Genomic DNA, 17,026 nt, shown 5'->3' on the forward strand with positions numbered 1-17,026 from the left:
CTCCCGTTCGAAAGGCACGTGATGAAGACAAGCGCTCTTCCCGCCCTGGCCCTCATCTGCGCCCTGGGCCTGGCCGCCACCGCGTGCAGCGACCCCAGTGCCGAGGGCTCCGGCACGGACACCGGGCAGGGCGCGCCGGTCGATCCGACGGCCCGGCTGGACGGCGTGAAGCTGACCATGTGGACCGCGCAGAACACGGTCAACGCGCCCCGACAGGTCATCGACGCTTTCGAGAAGGCCACCGGCGCCGAGGTGGAGACCCAGGCGATCCCGGACCTCTACGAGCAGAACGTGCCGACCAAGCTGGCCTCCGGCGACCGCCCGGACCTGATGTTCTGGCAACCGTCCATCTCCACGCTGCCGTTCGTGCAGCCACAGCAGAACCTCCTCACCCTCGACGGGGAGGAGTGGGTGGGTGAGCTGGGCGAGACCGAGAAGTCGCTCGGCGTCATCGACGGCAAGCGCTACGCGGCGATCGTCACCAGCCCCGCCATGCTCGGCGTCTACTACAACAAGGACGTCTTCGAGCGGGCCGGACTGAGTGAACGGGACTTCCCGCAGACCTACGACGAGTTGCTCGCCCTCGGCCACCAGGTCGTCGACAAGACGGACGCCACCGCCTTCTACGAGGCCGGGGGCGACAAGTGGCCGCTCCAGTGGCAGATGCAGGTGCAGCTGACCGATCTCGACGCGGGGTGGTGGGACGGGCTCAACAGGAACCGGGAGAAGTGGACCGACCCGGTCGTCGTCCGCGCGATCAAGAAGTACAAGGAGAAGCTCCTCGACGCGGGGCTGGCACAGAAGAACTACCGCACCGGCACCTTCACCGGTCAGGCCGACGCACTGTGGAAGGGCGAGGCCGGGATGGTCCTCAACGTCACCTCCTTCCAGAGCCAGTTGCAGGCCAAGTACTCCACGGCCGAGATCGACGAGCGCATCGGCTGGTTCCCGATCGCCAACTCCTCGGCCACGGGTCTGTACTCCCCCGACCAGACCAACGGGGTCGTCGCCTTCAGGACGGGCGACGAGAAACGGCAGAACACGGCCCGGCAGTTCCTCGCCTTCTGGCTGGGGCCGGATTACGCCGACTACATCAAGGCGATGAAGATCCCGTCCGTGCGGCCGTCCGTGCCGACTCCCGAGGGGCTGCCGCAGACGTCCAAGGACCAGGTGGCGGCGCTGCCCAAGGCCATCGGCGTCTTCCAGGCCAAGGCGATCGTCGCGCCCGACACTCATCTCTACCTCGCCGACATGATCTTCGACAAGAAGGACCCGGAACAGGTCGCCCAGGCGATCCAGGACCAGTTCGCGCAGGTGGCCAAGGCCCAGGGCGCGTCCGGGTTCTGACGATGACTCACACGGTCGTACGCGCCAAGCCCACGCCGACGGCGGACCCGCCCGGGAATACGGGGCGGCTGCCGCGCGCCGCCGTGCACCACCCCTGGTGGTTCGCGCTCCCCGCGATCGCCGTCTTCGCGGGCTTCCTCCTGGTGCCGAACCTGCTGAACTTCTACTACCCGTTCACGAACTGGTCCTCCTACCACGCGGACATCGCCTTCACCGGCCTCGACAACTTCCGGACGATCGCCGACGACGGCTCACTGCTCCGCGCGATCCGGACGACCCTGCTGTACGCGCTGCTGGCGGCGCTCTTCCAGAACGCCTTCGGGCTCGGTCTCGCGCTGCTGCTGGAGGCCGACAGCCGCTGCAACCGGTTCTTCCGCGCCGTGTTCTTCCTTCCGGTGCTGATCTCGGCGCTGGCCACGGGCTACGTCTTCCAGGCCCTGCTCGATCAGGACGGCGCGGTCAACTCCCTGCTGGGGACGGACGTTCCCTGGCTGGGCTCGACGACCTGGACCCTGGTCGTCGTCACCCTCATCCACGGCTGGAAGTGGATGGGCCTGTCCATGCTGATCTATCTGGCCGGGCTCAAGGGCATCCCCGGCGACCTGCTCGAAGCCGCCCGGATGGACGGCGCGGGGCCCTGGCGGACGTTCCGGTCGGTGCGCTGGCCGATGCTCGCGCCGGCGGTCACCTTCAACGTCACCACGGCACTGATCGGTTCGATGAACACCTTCGACATCGTGCAGGCGACGACGGGCGGCGGCCCCGCGGCCTCCACCGAGGTCTTCAACATCTACATGTTCCGGATCTTCGGCCAGGGCCTGTACGCGCAGGCCTCCGCGATGAGCCTGGTCCTCTTCCTGGTCGTGGTCGCCGTGGCGATTCCGCTGGTCGTCGGCCTCCGACGAAGGGAGCAGCTGCTGTGACCCCGGTGCTGTGGCGCTACGGCCGCCCGGTCATCGTCCTGCTGCTGGCCGGGCTCGCGGTCGGCGTGCCGCTGTGGCTGGTCGCGGTCACCTCGGCCAAGTCCCAGGCGGAGTCCATCAAGCCGAACCTCGACCTGCCCGAACGATGGCAGCCCGGCAGCAACTACGCGGACGCCGTCAGCGAGGGCGAGATGCTGCGCGGCCTCCTCAACTCCCTGCTGGTGGTGGTGCCTTCGGTGCTGCTGGTGCTGCTGCTCGGGGCGGGCGCGGCCTGGGTGTTCGCCCGGAGGAAGTCACGGCTGGTCTCGGCGGCGTACGCGCTGTGCGTCAGCGGACTGCTGCTACCCCCAGCGGTGATCACCATCGTGATGGAGCTGAGGCAACTGGGTCTGGCGAACTCCCGGCCCGGGATGATCGCCGTCTACACCGGCATGTATCTGTCGACGTCGATCTTCTTCATGACCGGCTTCATCCGCGCGATCCCGCTGGAGCTGGAGGAGGCGGCCCGGATGGACGGGGCCTCCCCGGCGCGGATCTTCGTACGGATCGTCCTGCCGCTGCTCAGACCGGTGATCGCGACCGCGACGATCATGGTGATGCTCTACGCCTGGAGCGATGTCTTCTACGCCTTCTTCGTCCTGGGCGGCGGCGACCGGGCCACTCTCCCCCTCAACCTCTACCAGGTGGCCAGCGCCCAGCTCTACCTCAACAACTGGCATCTCGTCTTCGCGTACGTCGTGGTGATGAGCCTGCCCATGGTGGCCGTGTTCCTCGTCGGCCAGCGAAAGATCGTGTCCGGAATCACCAGTGGAGCCGTCAAATGACCGGAGGTCCAGTGTGATCACCCCCACCCGCACGAGATCCCGCTTCAGAACCGCCCTGCTCGTCGCCGCACTGGGAGTCACCGCCATGGCAGTCACCCTGCCCGCGTCCGGACCGGCGGCCGCCGCCGACCCGCAGCGCCTCACCGTCGATCTCGCCGCCCCCGAGGGGCCGGTGATGCTCGGCGCCAACGGCGCGCTGTACGGGCTCAGCGACGACGGGGTGCCGAGCGACGCCGTACTGGAGCCCCTGAAGCTCACCAGCATCTCCCAGAAGCCGGACGGCGGCGCCCAGCATCCCAACGGCGACGCGCTGACGGTCTCCAGGTCGTTCTTCCGCAACGGCGGCGGCGAGATCAACGTGATGATGCAGGACGTCTACGCGAAGTGGCCGTACGAGAACCTCGGTATCGACGACTACCTCCCCAGGGTCGACAAGATCGTCAAGGAGATCTCGGCGGACCCGAACAGCGACCGCTTCGTCTACATCCCGTTCAATGAGCCGGACTTCATCTGGTACAAGCTCAACGGCTCGGACCAGGCGGAGTACGAGGCCGAGCGGGACCGGTTCCTCGCGCACTGGAAGACGGTGTGCCAGCGGATCCGCGCGATCGACCCGGACGCGGTGATAGCCGGGCCCAACGAGACCGGCTACTACCCGCGCTTCCTGCGGGACTTCCTCACCTTCGCCGAGCGCGAGAACGTCCTGCCCCAGATCATGACCTGGCACGAGCTGAGCTCCGGCTCACTGCGCGACTTCCAGGGCCACTACGACAACTACCGTGCCCTGGAACGCGAGCTGGGCATCGGCCCGCTGAAGATCAACATCAACGAGTACGCCAACCGCCGCGATCTGTCGGTGCCGGGCCAACTCGTGCAGTGGGTCTCGATGTTCGAGAGGAACAAGGTGTACGCCAACCAGGCGTACTGGGACGCCGCCGGGAACATGGACGGCAATGTGGTCCGTTCCAGTATCCCCAACGGCGGCTGGTGGTTCTTCCGTTGGTACGCGGGCCTGACCGGCGACACCGTACGGGTGACCCCGCCGCAGCCGAACACCATTGACACCCTTCAGGGCCTGGCCGCCCTGGACACCTCCCGGCGTCAGGCGCAGGTGCTGCTGGGCGGCTCGGCCGGCGACGCGGACGTCGTCGTCCGGCACGTCCCCCGCTCGGTGTTCGGCTGCCAGGTCACCGCGACCGTCGCCGAGGCGGGCTGGTCGGGGTACGAGGGGCAGCACGCGGCGCCCCGGGTGGTGGCGCGGACGAAGGTGCGGGTGGCCGAGGACGGCTCGGTGACCGTCCCGCTGCGCGGCCTGCGCAAGATGTCCGCGTACCGGATCGTCCTCACCCCGGGCGGCACCGGCACCCCGGCGGCCGTCGCCACGCCCTGGACGGCGTCGTACGAGGCCGAGGAGGCGGCGATCACCGACGGCAAGGTCTACACCCAGGGCACGGTGAGCAACGCCAACGGCTACGCGGCCTCCGGGACGAAGGACGTCGGCTCCCTCGACCAGGCCGGCAGCAAGGTCGACTTCACGGTGACGGTCCCCCGGGACGGCACCTACGACCTGGCGATCCTCTACGGCAACCAGTCCGGCGTGCCCGCGACGCAGAAGCTGTCGGTGGACGGCGGCGCCCCGGTCGCGGTGACGTATCCGTCCACCGAGAACTGGACCTACCGCGCCAAGAGGGACGTCACCGTCGAACTGACGGCGGGCACCCATCTGTTGACCCTGGCGAAGGGCGACGCGCAGGTCACCCTGGACCGGGTCGACCTGACCGCGCGCTCCGGCCCGCCGGCCGCGTCGTACGAGGCCACGCTGGCGGACATCGGCGGCAGGCCGTCGTACGACTATTCCTCGTCGGCCGGGGTGGGGACGGGCGCGCTCGTCCTGCGCCCGGGCGACAAGGCGGTGTTCGACGTCTACGCGCCGAGGGACGGTTACTACACGGTGGTGTCGCGGGCGTCGGCCGCGGTGCGGCTGGCAGTGCACGGGGAGTCGGTGACGGCGGCTCCGGGGCGTGCCCTGCGCCTGTACCTCGCGGCGGGCAACAACCGCGTGGCGATGACGGCCCCGCACGCCTCGGTCCGTTCCCTGGACGTGTCGGGTGACGGCTCGACGACGGGCGTGCTCTCCTACGAGGCCGCGTCGGCGGCTCTCGCGGGCGGCGCCGAGTTGGTCAACTCCTCCTACGCCTCAGCCGGTTCCTACGTCGGATGGCTCGGCAACGGCGCGTCCAGCACGGCCGCCTTCACGGTGGATGCCCCCGAGGCGGGCCGCTACCTGCTGGTCGTCCACTACGCCCACAACGACCGCCGCGACAACGGCCACGCCTACAACACGGACATCATGTCCCGTACGGCGGACATCACGGTGGGCTCCGCCGCGCCGCGCAAGGTGACCTTCAAGAACACCTGGAGCTGGGACGACTACTGGACGGTCGCCGTCCCCGTGGACCTGGAGTCGGGCGCCAGCAAGGTGACCTTCGGCAACAAGAGCGCCTGGGCGCCGAACATCGACCGGATCGAGCTGGGCCGCGTCGTCGGCCGGCCGTAGCCGTCCGGGCGGGTGCGCCTGGCTCCGGGCCGGGCGCACCACCTCGGCGGCCTCCTAGCAGGGCCTCCGCTCCGGCAGATACTTCTTCGCCCAGGTGCCGAGTTCCTTCAGCGCGGGCTCCAGGGCGGCCCCGGCCTCCGTCAGCCGGTACGAGACCCGCAGCGGCGGCCCCTCGTCGACCTCGCGCAGCACCAGCCCCGCGGCGCCCAGCTCGGTCAGCCGGTCGGAGAGCATGCGTTCGCTGATGCCCGGGATCGCCCGGCGCAGCTCGGTGAAGTGCGCGGGCTGCCCCACCAGCACGGCCACGATCGGGCCGGTCCACCGCTTCCCGAGCAGCTGGAAGACGCGGCTGATGCCGCCGTCCACCTGTTTGCATGCCGATGCGTCGTGCATCTCCTCTACCGCCATACCCCAAGGGTACCTGCGCCGCCCCCAGGGGATGAAAAAAAGTAAGTCCATGTGGTATCCATAGTTGAGTACGTATTTCAAGCAGCTCACTCTTTGGAGACCCCCATGGCCACCCTTCTGCACATCGACTCCTCCGTGTTCCCCGCCGCGGGCTCCTCCTCGCGGGCCGTGACCGAGGCGTTCCGGGCCGCCTGGCAGGAGCAGCACCCCGAGGGCACGGTGATCTACCGCGATCTGTCCGCGGACCCGGTGCCGCACCTCACCGCCGACGCCCACACGGCCGGGTTCGCCGATCCCGCGGACCACACGCCCGAGCAGTCGGCCGCCTTCACCGCGCGCCTGCGGCTGATCGAGGAGTTTGAGGGCGCGGACGCCGTGCTGATCGGCGCGCCGATGTACAACTTCACGATCCCGTCCACGCTCAAGGCGTGGCTCGACAATGTGATCCTCTTCGGGCGCACAGCGGGCGAGACCCCTTCCGCCAAGGGCACCCCCATCACCGTCGTGGCCAGCCGCGGCGGCTCCTACGCGCCGGGCACGCCGCGGGAGGGCTTCGAGTACGTGCAGAACTACCTGCGCGCGGTCTTCGCCGACTCGATGGGGCTCGACCTCGACTTCATCGTGCCGGAGCTGACCATGGCCCCGCACAACCCGGCCATGACCGAGCTGATCCCGCTCTTCGAGTCCTCCCGTGAGCAGGCCCTCCAGGCGGCCGACACCAAGGCGAAGAGCCTGGCCGAGCGCCTCGCCGCCTGACAGGGAACCCGGGGCTGGTGGCTCAGTGGCCGCGGAAGGCCTCCTCCAGCCACCAGCTCCCCCGCTCGGCCACCACCTTGGCATCGACTAGCAGCGGTGCCGTGCGCGGTCCCGCGAGCCAGTCCGCCACCGCCTTGAGATCGGCTCGCGTGCGCACGGTCACCGCCTCGAAGCCGTACCCGCGGGCCACGGCGGCGATGTCCGTCTCGGGGAAGCGGACGATGTCGAGCGGGTGCCCGCCGAAATGGTGGACCTCCGCCCCATAGGCATCGTCGTTGTAGACCACGACCACCATCGGCAGGCCGAGGCGACGGACCGTGTCCAGTTCCGCCGCCCCCATCAGCGCCCCGCCGTCCCCCAGGGCCGCCACCGGCAGGCGGTCCGGGCGGGCCAGGGCCGCGCCGATCGCGGTCGCCAGGCCCAGCCCGATCGACTGGAACGCCTGGGTGAAGCACAGGCCCTGTTCGTCCGGGACCGAGAGGTACATGGTCGGGTAGCCCATGAAGTTGCCGGAGTCGACCGCCACGACGCGCTCGGCGGGCAGCAGATCGTCGAGCGCGACGCTCAGCGTGCGGGGGTCGATCCGCTCCCGGGTGCTCGTGTCCTCGTACGGCACGTCCCGCCAGCGCACCCGGGCGGCCAGGGCCTCGGCGTTCCCGGGGGTGCGGTAGCCCTCCCGTCCGCCACCGCTCGCCGCCTCCAGAACCCGCCTCGCGGTGAGCTCCACATCGCCCATCACGTCCCCGAGCGCGGACGGATCGTCGTCGACCCGTACGACCGTCGTCCCGGGCCTGATCAGGCGGCCGTGCCGGGTCGTCCACGCGGTGAGGGAGCAGCCCCACGCCACGATCGTGTCGGCGCCGGTGATCAGCTCGGCGGCGAGCGGCGAGGAGAAGCCGCCGGCGACGTCCAGCGTCCAGGGACCGCCGCGGAACAGGCCCCGCGCCACGGCCGACGTGGCCAGCAGTGCCCCGCAGTGCTCGGCAAGGGCTTCGAGGGCGTCCCGCGCACCGGGCGAGCGCGCTCCGCGTCCGGCCACGAACACCGGCCGCCGGGAACCGTCGAGCACCTGCGTGAGGGCTTCGACATCGGCCGCCGAAGGTTCAACCGCCGCCCTCGGCAGTGGCCACAGGGCCTGCGCCAGCGTGTCGGCCGGGACGTCCGAAGTCTGCGTCTCCAAGGGCAGGTTGAGCAGCACGGTTCGCCGCTCGTGCAGGGCACGCCGTACCGCCTCGCACGCCTGTCCCACCGCGTCCTCCGGTGCGGCGACCCGCATCGGGACCGCGCCCACGGCCCGCCCCAACGCCTCCTGGTCCACATGGAAGTTGGACCGCGGCTCCATCACCTCGGCCGCCGCGACGACCAGCGGGGTACCGCTCTTGGCGGCCTCCGTGATCCCGGTCAGGGCGTTTGTCAGACCGGGGCCCTGATGCACGCTGAGCACCGTCACGGTGCCGCTCGTCCGTGCGTAGGCGTCGGCCATCGTCGCCGCGCCGCCCTCGTGCCGGGCGGCCACGAACCGCGCGCCCGCCGCCACCATCGCGTTGGTCAGATGGAAGTTCCCCGATCCGACCACCCCGAAGACCTGCGCGACGCCGGCTCCCACCAGCGCCCGTCCGACCGCCTCGGCGACCTTCATCAGCGCTCCACCAGCGCCAGCACCCGCGCGGGTGATCCGGACCCGGTGACGATGGGCAGCGGTCCAGCGAGCACGACGGCGCCCGTCGGCGGCAGCAGCGCCAGGTTCTGGAGCTGGGTCAGCCCGTACTTGTCGTTGCCCATCAGATAGGAGTGGCAGGGGAAGGCCGGTTCGAAGGAGTGCCCGCGCCCGGCGTCCGTCCCCACGGTCTCCACCCCCAGCCCGATCACCGCGGACTCCTCGGCCAGCCAGCGCGCGCACTGCGGGGACAGACCGGGTGTGTGCGGGCCGTTCTCGTCCGCGTTCAGGAACTCCTCCTGCGACTGGGCTCGTTCGTCCCATCCGGTGCGCAGCAGCAGCCAACCGCCGTCGGGCAGGGGGCCGTTGTCCCCCTCCCACGCCTTGACATGGTCGACTTCGAGCAGGAAGTCGGGGTCCCGCTCCGCCTCGGCGCTGAAGTCCAGTACGGCGGCCGGGGCGATGAGGCGGCGGACGGGCACCGAGGCCACGTCGTCGAGGTCCCGGCCGGTCACCCAGTGGTTCGGGGCGTCGAAGTGGGTGCCGGTGTGTTCGCCGGTACGGAAGTTGTTCCAGTACCAGGCCGGCCCCCGGCCGTCGTAGCGGCTGATCTGCTGGAGCTCGAAGGCCGCCGTCTGCCCGAACTCGGACGGCAGCTGGATCAGCGGGGTCGCCGCCGACAGCGGCGCGGTCAGGTCGACGACCTCGATCGCCCCCTCGCGCAGCGCGGACACCAGTGACGCGAGGACGGACGGTTCGGGCATGGGGGCCTCCAGACGCCTCCGGACAGCACGCGGAACTCCCAGGATGGATCGATTCCGTGGTATTCACCATGTGGCGGCGGCGATCGGCCGATGGGGGAAACCGGTGATCGGAAGACGTACGGCCGTGACGGCGGCGCTGGGCCTCGCGGCCCTGACCGGCTGCGCCTCCGACGGCGGAGACGGTCCGGCGAAGGCCCCCACGGCGACGGCCTCCCGCATGCCTGCTCCGGCCACGAGCGCCCCCTCGTCGTCCGCGCCCCCGACTCCCGTCCCCACCACGGGCCGCTCCGACGCCAAGCTCGTCGTCATGACCGTCACCGGCGGCTTCGCGGGCGTGCACCGGACGGTGATCCTGCGTGCCGACGGCACCGTGTACACCAGCGACAAGGGCGAGCCGACCGTCCGGCGCACCACCGAGGCCCAGTTCACCGAACTGCGCACCCTGCTCGGCGATCCGGCGCTCGCCGAAGTCCCCGGCCTCACCGTGGACATGGACGCGCGGGACATGTTCCAGTACACGCTGCGCATCGACGGCCGCACGGTCGTCACCGACCGCACCGTCACGGAGCCCGCCCTGGACCGGCTCATCGACGCGCTCGCCGAATGGCTGCCGAAATAGCCGCCTGACCTGGCGCGCAACCGAACCGTCGCGCCCGCCGTCTCAGTCACCGAGACGAACACGAGGAGGACCCCATGGCCATGGTCGGCCTGTTCTGGATCACCGAGGACTCGGTGTACATCGGTGCCGAGCCCGCGGGCACGGCGGCCGGAGTCCGGCTGTCCAAGGACGGTGTCGAGACCCTGGGGATCGAGCACACCGGCACCTGGAGCTGGGACGAGGTGCGGCGGATCGAGGTCGCCGACGTGGCCGTACGGCCCGCCTCCCGGCGCTGGGTCTCGCAGGCCTTCGACGCCGCGGTCGTCGCGCTGACCGGCGACGGGGAGCTGCCGCCCGCCTTCACCGTGCGGATCGACACCGCGGAGGAGCCGGGCGAGCCGGTCGAGGTGAGCGTGCTGAGCGCCGTCGCCGGTGGCATCTACGGCCCGGTGGAGTACGAGCTCTCCCGCACCCTCCTCAACCGGCTCGTCGACGGCCGCACTCCTGTCGACGAGCTGCTCCTGTGGCACCGTGACCGTGCCGGTGCCGCGGCTCCCGGCCGCGAGGAGCGGGAGGCGCTGATGCTGAAGTGGATCGGCGACAGCGACCCGTCATGACCCCTCGGGCCCTTCAGGGTCCACCAGATGGGCGATGTGGGCGGTGACCGTGTCCAGGACCCCCGCCCACGCCTCCTCGTCGCCCAGGACCAGGTAGTTGAGGGTCAACCCGTCCGTCATGGCGGCCAGATAGCGCGCCAGCACCGGTACGGGCACCTTCAGCCGCAGCCCCATGGCGGGGCGCAGGTCCTCGATGAGTTCGGCATAGGTGTCGCGGTACAGCTCGTGCTGGCGTCGGGCGAGATGCTCGAACCCTGGCTGGCGCAGGGCGTACTGGGTGAGTTCGTAGGTGAGCATGTGCTCGTCGGGGTGGGCGCGGACGTGGTCCCAGTAGGCCTGGAGTCCGGCGCCGACGGTCTCCTGGAGGGTGGCCCGCGGCCGGAGGGCGTCCTTCACCAGGGTGACGTAGTGGTCGGTGATGGTGGTGATGACGGACTCGATCAGGGCCTGCTTGGAGTCGAAGCAGTAGTGGAAGACGCTGAGGGACACGCCGGCCTCGGCGGCGATGGACCGGGTCGTCGTCCTGGCGACGCCGTCCCGGGCCATCGCCCTGATCGCCGCTTCCGTCAGCTGCTGACGCCGTTCTGCCGACGGCCTGCGTGCCATGTGCGTGTCCCTCGAGTCCCTCGTGTGCGTACCGGCGCTCAGTTGCTGTGGACGCTCACCTCGTGCAGTGAGTACCCCCATTGGGTGCCGCGTTCCAGGCCGAGGACGCGGACGTAGCGGGCGGGTGTGCCGGTGAACCGGGCGGTGTCCAGGCCGCCGTCACCGGAGGCGGTGGACCAGGCGGTCCGCCAGCTCGTGCCGTCGGTGGAGAGCTCGATGCGATACGACTTGGCGTAGGCGCGCTCCCAGTCGAGGGTGACCCTGCCGACCCGGTGGGTCGCGCCGAGGTCGACGCGCAGCCACTGGTCGTCGCTCCAGTCGCTGGCCCACCGGGTGCCCCGGTCACCGTCGACGGCCCGGCCGGGCGCGTAGCTGGTGAACGGGTTCCACTCCGCCGAACTGGCGGCGGCGGGCACCTTGTTGGCGAGGTTCACCGCGGACTGGTGCCGTTCGGAGTCGCCCCAGGTGTCCAGGTAGGACTCGGCACCCCGGAACAGATCGTCCACGACCTCCTGGCCACCGACCCGGCGGATGTCCTCGATCCAGTCCGGGACCAGGCCGTAGTGGGCGGCGCCGTCGGTGTTCAGGTCCCAGGTGCGCTGCCCGGTGGTCTGCCTGTCGATGACGGACCCGCCGTCGACGCTCTTGAAGGGGTACGTCACCTTGTTCGGGGCGTCCGCTCCGCGCGGTCCCGGCCAGCCGCCGACGCCGTTCATGTCGGTGCCGTAGCCGTAGCCCACGCCGTACCTGTCGCGCAGCGCCTCCGTGCGGTCGGCCTCCGCGATGAAGCCCTCGGAGCCGTGCATGTACTGGCCGATGAAGCCGCCGAGGCCGTAGACCCGCTCGGTCCAGTCCATGTCCATCCAGCTGTGCGAGGAGAGCACGCCGGGGTAGGACTCGGCCTCGAAGATGTCGAGCACCCGGCCGGTGGCCTTGACGCTCATATGGTCGATCTCCAGCATCATCTTGCGTTTCATCATGCCCCGCACCGCGTACTCACCGAGGTCGGTCAGCCCGCGCACGTTGCATTGCGCGCCGGCGGCGTACGAGGGCACGTCCACGCCCGCCGGGAGCTTGGCCTCGGCATCGGCGGCCGCGGCGTTGCCGATGGGGTTGTCGTGCTGCGGGCCGGTGCACTCCTCGGTCTTCCAGAAGGTGCCGGTCGACAGGAACTGGCCGACGTTGATGGCGGTGCCGAGCGCGCCGGAGTCGAAGCGGACGCCGCAGAGCGCGTTGTCGAACTTGTGGCACAGGAACATGCTGCGCACGCCCAAGTCGTAAAGCTCGTCCAGGCCCTTGTCGATGTCCGCCTTGCTGCACTGCGCGATGTCGAGAATCATCTTGCAGCCGAACGGCTCGGAGGTCTCCACGCCGAGGATGACCGCCAGCTTGCCCTGCTCGATGACCTGGCGGGCCTGAGCGCTGTCGGTGACGATCCGGAACCAGCCCTTTCCGGTGCCGCCATACATCTTGTCGACGTAGGCCTGGAGGTCGTAACTCAGCTTCGCCTGAAGGCGGATCGAGGTCATCTCGTCGCAGGAGCGGTCCTTGAAGAAGTACACCGAGCAGATCACGCCGTTGGTGACCAGGTCGTTGACCATGACCCGCTGGCCGCCGCGCCAGGCCCGCTCCACCCAGGCGTAGTAGTTCTGCTGGTGGGTCAGCGAGTCATGGGCGGGCCAGTCCTTGAAAGTGGGGTAGCCGACCGGGTCGTGCTTGCCGTCGCCGCCGTTGGTGATGAAGTCGAAGATGGCGAGCGAGCCGTCGGGATAGTGCTCGGGACAGTCCTTCAACGCGTCGGCGATACCGGCCTCGGAGAAGGTCTTGCCGCAGATGAGCCGGCCGCCGAACGCCTCGTTGGAGAACAGGTGGTTGTGGATGTCGGCGAAGCCCCGCACCTCGCCCTGCGCATTGGTGCCGGTGAACGGCTCGCCGGTGACGTTGATCTGTGAGTCGGGCGTGGGCCGTGCGCTCGGCAGCCACCAGTCGGTCCCGGCCGCCGAGCTCGGCGCGGGGCCCAGCAGCAGGGCCAGGACCAGGAGGAGCAGTGAGGCGACGGTGACGTCCTTGCGTCTGCGGTACGGGATACGAGCCATGGATCACCCCTCCTGGAACCGCCTGACGGAATTGTCATGGCCAGCCCAATGTGTGGGTCGAGGATGGCGACTGGCTCAAACCGAGTCAAGAGTCCGGGACAAGTGACCTGATGCGGGATCGCAGCAACCGTCACGCCGCAACTGGCGGCTGACGGCCTGCCAGTCCCCCGTGAGCGACGTCTCCTCGAAGGCGCCCACCAGCGCCGACTGCTCGATGTGCAGACCTCCGCGCAGCACCGCCACGGTCCGGATCAGACTGTCGAAGTCACTGAACGGATCCCCGTCCACCACCATGAGATCGGCGAGTTTGCTCTCCTCCAGGGTGCCGAGATCCGCGTCCGCTCCGTACACCCGGGCGGGCAGGTGCAGGATGGGAGCAACGTAGCGGGCGGGGCCCGGCTCAAGGGGCTTCCAACAGGTCGCCGTCGTCGGGCAGCGGCGAGGTCGGGTCGTCGTACAAGAGCGTCAGTCCGTCGGCCCAGGAGGCGTCCGGACTGTGTGCGGCCAGCTCCTTGCGCAGGGAGAGCAACCTGTCAGGGAGTTCAGCGGCGCTCGTCAGGCCCTCCACCGCGTGCTGGACACGTTGGCGGAACTCACTGGTCGGCGCCTTGGGAACGTCATGGTCGCGCCGCCACAGGGCGATCGGGAGGCCTGCTTCGAGGAGTGCGCGAAGGGCTGCGTCCCTGCTTCCGGACAGCACGGGCAGCGCGTCCGGCGGCAGCGAGCGCAGCAGGTTCTCGCCGGTCACGGACGCATCCAGGACCGTGGGGACCGGCGGCCGGTGATGCAGGGTGGACCAGCGCCGCATGCGTTCCTCGTCCCAGCCGGGGGCCAGGTCCCGGTCCGCGCACCGGATGACGACAGGGCGGGTGGCACCCAGCGCCAGTCCCCCGGCGCGGTCCAGAGGCCAGGTGTCCACGTCCAACGACAGCAGATTCGCCGGGAGGGCGACTTCCAGGACGGCCGGCTGGTCGGGTCCGTCGCACCGACGCATCGCCTCCGCCAGCGGAGCCCGGAGGGAGATGCTCAGTTCGGCCAGGGTCGAGCGTTCGCCCGACTCCAACCGAGTCCAGTCCTCGCCCCTGCTGATCGACACCGACCAGTCGCAGTGTTCCGGCTCCCAGCCACGTTGGACGATCTCCAGCAGGACGGTCCGACCGGGCCCGCGTGCATCCGAGTGCCTGCCGAACTCCTCGGTCAGCATCTGCTGAAAGTCCCCTAGCAGTCCGGCTCGGGCGGACATGCTTTGTACCCAGGCCCACAGTTGCAGCGCGGCGTCGGTCCCGGGTTCCGCGGTCGCCGCGCGGACAACGTAGCGGAGCACGGCTTCGAGGCCGCCGAGCCCGGGAAGGTCGTAGAGCAGGCCGAGCCCGTCCCGCCATGCCCGGGGTGGCAATGTGTACCGGCGAGGCCCGTCCAGTCTCCGGACCAGGCGCTCCAGGCTCGCGGTGCTCGCGGGCGGCTGGAGCTCAGCCAGCAGGCGCAGGAGTGCGATGCGCCAGTCGGGAGTGAGAGCCCAGGAGCCGGTCCCGACGTCGCTGAGTACGTAGCGCCAGCCCGCAGGATTCTCCGCGTGGTGGGTGTCATGGGCGCGCACAACACCGTGGTACACGTCCCCTGCGTCACGCCGCAGTTCCGTGACGGGCACCATCAAGTCCGCCTTCTCGCCCCCACGGCGGGCGGTCAGCACGCCGATCACCTCGCCCCTGACCGGATCGACGACAGGACCTCCGGCGGCACTCCGGGCCGGAGCGGCCTCCGGTTCCAGGACCAGCACGCCGCCATCGCCGACTCGACCACGGACAGGGCAGCGTCTGCTCACTCCCACCACTTCAGCTCGGTGGCGGTGGCGCCCCGAGTAGGCCACCTCTTCCAAGAGGGAGTCGATCGTGCGCTCGGTCAGCCAGACACAGGCGTGGTCAGGAGCGTCCCACAGCCGGATGAGCGCCAGACCGGAGACGGATTCGCTGCCGTACCTGGCTGAAGACTGTCGCCACTCCACGGTCCCGTGGATCAATCGACCGTCGTGATCAATCTGGACCACGGACCCTCGTCCGCCCGGCACGACCTCGGCAGACGTGAGCACCCATCCCGGCGCGACGAAGAAGCCGCTGCCCAGCAACGGGGCTCCGGCCGACGCCTGGTGGAGGCTAACCGTTGCCGCGCGGGCCAGGGCGGCGCTCCTCATCGCCCGGGCAGGAGCGTCTGAACCGCCCGCCCGCATCGGCGGCTCCTCCGCCGCACCGGTCAGAGCCTCCGCGACAGCCCGATGCTCCGACCCGAAGCTCGCCAGCACCCCCGCCGCCACCCGCGCGAACGGCGCGCTGCCTGCCGGGATCCGCCACTCCCCACCCGCCTCGACCGTCGGCACGAGCGCCCGAAAGCTCAAGCTCCCGCCGAACCGCCCCGCGACCTTCCCGGAGACTCGGCCGATGACGTCGAGCACGCTCATGGACTCCCGCCGCGTCAGGGTGGCGAGCAGCACCTCGCGCACTCCGGGCAGGAAGTCGTAGAGCAGCAGGTCGGGATCGTCGCCGGGGCGGAGGTCGTCGTCCGCCGGGGCGATCAGCCCGGACAGGAAAACCTCGGCCAGGTGCGCGGAGTTCGACCGCGGCATCATCGTGCGCTGCACGAGGTGCATCACGGGCGGTACGAGGGGCGCGGCGGCGAGATACCCGGCCAGTTCGAAGGCGCTGACGGATGCCTCTCCCCGGAAACGCTCGACCAACTCCTCGGCGGTGTCGGCGGACTTGGGGCGTCGGCGGGGCGGTCGTCCGCTCGGGCCCCGCCCGACCGGTAGCGCCCACAGTGGCGTCCATCCGGCGGCCGTCCCCGCGATCACCTTCGCCCAGGGCTCGATCCAGTCGGGGGCCAGCTCAAGTACGGGCACCCAGCTCTGAGTTCGACCGCCATTTCGTCGTGCCTTGAAGGCCGGGGTGGTGGCGCCCGGTGCGATCGCGCGGGCGGACACGGCTTCCGTGGTGAGGCGGGTGCGATGCCAGAGTCGGTGCGGCAGGACCTGGAGGACGGCGACCGGCTGGGTGCGCGACCAGCGCCGGAGCGCCGCGTCGAGTGCGGGGCTGTCCCAGAGGGGGCCCATGCCGTCGGTCAGCAGCAGGATCAGTCTGCGGCCCGTCGGATCGGCGAGCCGTTCCGGAGCGACGCTTCGGGGCGCTGCTCCGCGCCCCGCGCGCCGGGACCAGGAAAGCCTCATCGAACCGTCCACGGTGTCCAGACACAGGGTGCGCACCACCCGGAACGCGCCATGCCCTTCGAACAACCCCTGTACGTCCGAGGCCAGTTGGCGCCAGATCACCATGGAAGGCCCGATGTCGATCACCAGGTCGACCTCGAACCGGCGCTCCGGCCCCGCCCGCCAAGCCGGGAGCAGCAGCGCCGTCTCACCCATGGCCCGTGCCGTCGCCTCCTCGTCCAACTGCCGTTCCGCCGACCCTCGTACGCGCTTGAGCGGGCGCAGGGCCCGGCCGAGCGCACGCATCTCGGCCAGGGACCGCTCGCGCCCCAACCGCACTGGGGCGGCCGCGAGTCCAGGTCCCGGGTGGCGCATGCCCGGTGCAGCGTCGTCCCGCCGAGGATGCACAGCGGCGTGCAAAGGAGTGTCGTGCGGACCGGTGCCGGATCCGGGTACAGGACGGGCCGTGGGCGTCGGGGGCCGACGATCCTCGCCATCGGCCGACGTGGCCTCCGCACCGGAGGATTCGTCAGCCCACTCCCCCCGCCCCGCGAACCGCGCGACCCACAACGCGTCGGCCAGGTCTTCGGCGGAGACGGCAGAGACGGCGGACACATCGGACGCGTCGGATTCGCCCCCGATGAGTCGTCTCAAGCCCGCGGCCAGGTCCTCGTCCACCG

Annotated in this window: 14 protein-coding genes; 7 read left to right on the forward strand and 7 right to left on the reverse strand. The window is 70.3% G+C overall.

What is annotated here, in order from left to right; translation table 11 throughout:
* Positions 1–21: 21 nt before the first annotated feature.
* From STRCI_RS03995 to STRCI_RS04010, 4 genes are all read left to right on the forward strand, one after another.
* On the forward strand, positions 22–1,347 hold the full coding sequence (locus STRCI_RS03995) for an ABC transporter substrate-binding protein (protein WP_269657418.1): 1,326 nt from the start codon (positions 22–24) through the stop codon (positions 1,345–1,347).
* Between the two features lie 2 nt (positions 1,348–1,349).
* The gene (locus tag STRCI_RS04000) at positions 1,350–2,270 is read left to right on the forward strand and encodes a carbohydrate ABC transporter permease (protein ID WP_269657419.1); all 921 of its coding nucleotides are present in this window, start codon (positions 1,350–1,352) and stop codon (positions 2,268–2,270) included.
* Positions 2,267–3,094, forward strand: a complete 828-nt coding sequence (locus STRCI_RS04005) for a carbohydrate ABC transporter permease (RefSeq protein ID WP_269657420.1) — start codon at positions 2,267–2,269, stop codon at positions 3,092–3,094. Before STRCI_RS04000 ends, STRCI_RS04005 begins: the two co-directional genes overlap by 4 nt.
* An 85-nt stretch (positions 3,095–3,179) precedes the next feature.
* Positions 3,180–5,651, forward strand: a complete 2,472-nt coding sequence (locus tag STRCI_RS04010; protein WP_269657421.1) for a CBM35 domain-containing protein — start codon at positions 3,180–3,182, stop codon at positions 5,649–5,651.
* 54 nt (positions 5,652–5,705) lie between these two features.
* Here STRCI_RS04010 and STRCI_RS04015 read toward each other — a convergent pair whose 3' ends face one another.
* Positions 5,706–6,059 (reverse strand): winged helix-turn-helix transcriptional regulator, encoded by a 354-nt coding sequence (locus tag STRCI_RS04015; protein WP_269657422.1) that lies wholly within the window; start codon positions 6,057–6,059, stop codon positions 5,706–5,708.
* Between the two features lie 105 nt (positions 6,060–6,164).
* Between STRCI_RS04015 and STRCI_RS04020 the strand changes: the two genes are divergently transcribed.
* Positions 6,165–6,815, forward strand: coding sequence for an FMN-dependent NADH-azoreductase (locus tag STRCI_RS04020; protein WP_269657423.1), 651 nt, complete (start codon positions 6,165–6,167; stop codon positions 6,813–6,815).
* 22 nt (positions 6,816–6,837) lie between these two features.
* Here STRCI_RS04020 and STRCI_RS04025 read toward each other — a convergent pair whose 3' ends face one another.
* Positions 6,838–8,454, reverse strand: a complete 1,617-nt coding sequence (locus STRCI_RS04025) for a thiamine pyrophosphate-binding protein (protein WP_269657424.1) — start codon at positions 8,452–8,454, stop codon at positions 6,838–6,840.
* Positions 8,454–9,236: a cyclase family protein gene (locus STRCI_RS04030; protein ID WP_269657425.1), complete on the reverse strand. Its 783-nt coding sequence runs from the start codon at positions 9,234–9,236 to the stop codon at positions 8,454–8,456. Before STRCI_RS04030 ends, STRCI_RS04025 begins: the two co-directional genes overlap by 1 nt.
* 103 nt (positions 9,237–9,339) lie before the next feature.
* On the opposite strand from STRCI_RS04030, the gene STRCI_RS04035 reads away from it, so the two are divergent.
* Together STRCI_RS04035 and STRCI_RS04040 are read left to right on the forward strand one after the other, a co-directional pair.
* Complete coding sequence (locus STRCI_RS04035; protein ID WP_269657426.1) at positions 9,340–9,855, forward strand: hypothetical protein; 516 nt, start codon at positions 9,340–9,342, stop codon at positions 9,853–9,855.
* A 74-nt stretch (positions 9,856–9,929) separates the two neighbouring features.
* Positions 9,930–10,451: a hypothetical protein gene (locus STRCI_RS04040; protein ID WP_269657427.1), complete on the forward strand. Its 522-nt coding sequence runs from the start codon at positions 9,930–9,932 to the stop codon at positions 10,449–10,451.
* Here the strand turns inward: STRCI_RS04040 and STRCI_RS04045 are convergent.
* From STRCI_RS04045 to STRCI_RS04060, 4 genes are all read right to left on the reverse strand, one after another.
* A complete protein-coding gene (locus STRCI_RS04045; protein WP_269657428.1) occupies positions 10,446–11,057 on the reverse strand; it encodes a TetR/AcrR family transcriptional regulator in 612 nt (203 codons plus the stop codon). The genes STRCI_RS04040 and STRCI_RS04045 overlap by 6 nt on opposite strands.
* 38 nt (positions 11,058–11,095) lie before the next feature.
* A complete protein-coding gene (locus STRCI_RS04050) occupies positions 11,096–13,153 on the reverse strand; it encodes a galactose-binding domain-containing protein (RefSeq protein ID WP_269657429.1) in 2,058 nt (685 codons plus the stop codon).
* 75 nt (positions 13,154–13,228) lie between these two features.
* The gene (locus tag STRCI_RS04055) at positions 13,229–13,504 is read right to left on the reverse strand and encodes a hypothetical protein (protein ID WP_336298787.1); all 276 of its coding nucleotides are present in this window, start codon (positions 13,502–13,504) and stop codon (positions 13,229–13,231) included.
* A 49-nt stretch (positions 13,505–13,553) separates the two neighbouring features.
* A complete protein-coding gene (locus STRCI_RS04060) occupies positions 13,554–17,024 on the reverse strand; it encodes an SAV_2336 N-terminal domain-related protein (protein WP_336298788.1) in 3,471 nt (1,156 codons plus the stop codon).
* Positions 17,025–17,026 lie beyond the last annotated feature (2 nt).

Origin of the sequence: Streptomyces cinnabarinus (assembly GCF_027270315.1) — a bacterium.
Classification (GTDB): Bacteria; Actinomycetota; Actinomycetes; order Streptomycetales; family Streptomycetaceae; genus Streptomyces; species Streptomyces cinnabarinus.

What these genes read in the sequence shown, in the direction of transcription:
- STRCI_RS04050 (WP_269657429.1), bottom strand. Translation starts at nt 13,153, where the DNA reads ATGGCTCGTATCCCGTACCGCAGACGCAAGGACGTCACCGTCGCCTCA.
- STRCI_RS04025 (WP_269657424.1), bottom strand. Translation starts at nt 8,454, where the DNA reads ATGAAGGTCGCCGAGGCGGTCGGACGGGCGCTGGTGGGAGCCGGCGTC.
- STRCI_RS03995 (WP_269657418.1), top strand. Translation starts at nt 22, where the DNA reads ATGAAGACAAGCGCTCTTCCCGCCCTGGCCCTCATCTGCGCCCTGGGC.
- STRCI_RS04000 (WP_269657419.1), top strand. Translation starts at nt 1,350, where the DNA reads ATGACTCACACGGTCGTACGCGCCAAGCCCACGCCGACGGCGGACCCG.
- STRCI_RS04015 (WP_269657422.1), bottom strand. Translation starts at nt 6,059, where the DNA reads ATGGCGGTAGAGGAGATGCACGACGCATCGGCATGCAAACAGGTGGAC.
- STRCI_RS04045 (WP_269657428.1), bottom strand. Translation starts at nt 11,057, where the DNA reads ATGGCACGCAGGCCGTCGGCAGAACGGCGTCAGCAGCTGACGGAAGCG.
- STRCI_RS04010 (WP_269657421.1), top strand. Translation starts at nt 3,180, where the DNA reads ATGGCAGTCACCCTGCCCGCGTCCGGACCGGCGGCCGCCGCCGACCCG.
- STRCI_RS04020 (WP_269657423.1), top strand. Translation starts at nt 6,165, where the DNA reads ATGGCCACCCTTCTGCACATCGACTCCTCCGTGTTCCCCGCCGCGGGC.
- STRCI_RS04040 (WP_269657427.1), top strand. Translation starts at nt 9,930, where the DNA reads ATGGCCATGGTCGGCCTGTTCTGGATCACCGAGGACTCGGTGTACATC.
- STRCI_RS04030 (WP_269657425.1), bottom strand. Translation starts at nt 9,236, where the DNA reads ATGCCCGAACCGTCCGTCCTCGCGTCACTGGTGTCCGCGCTGCGCGAG.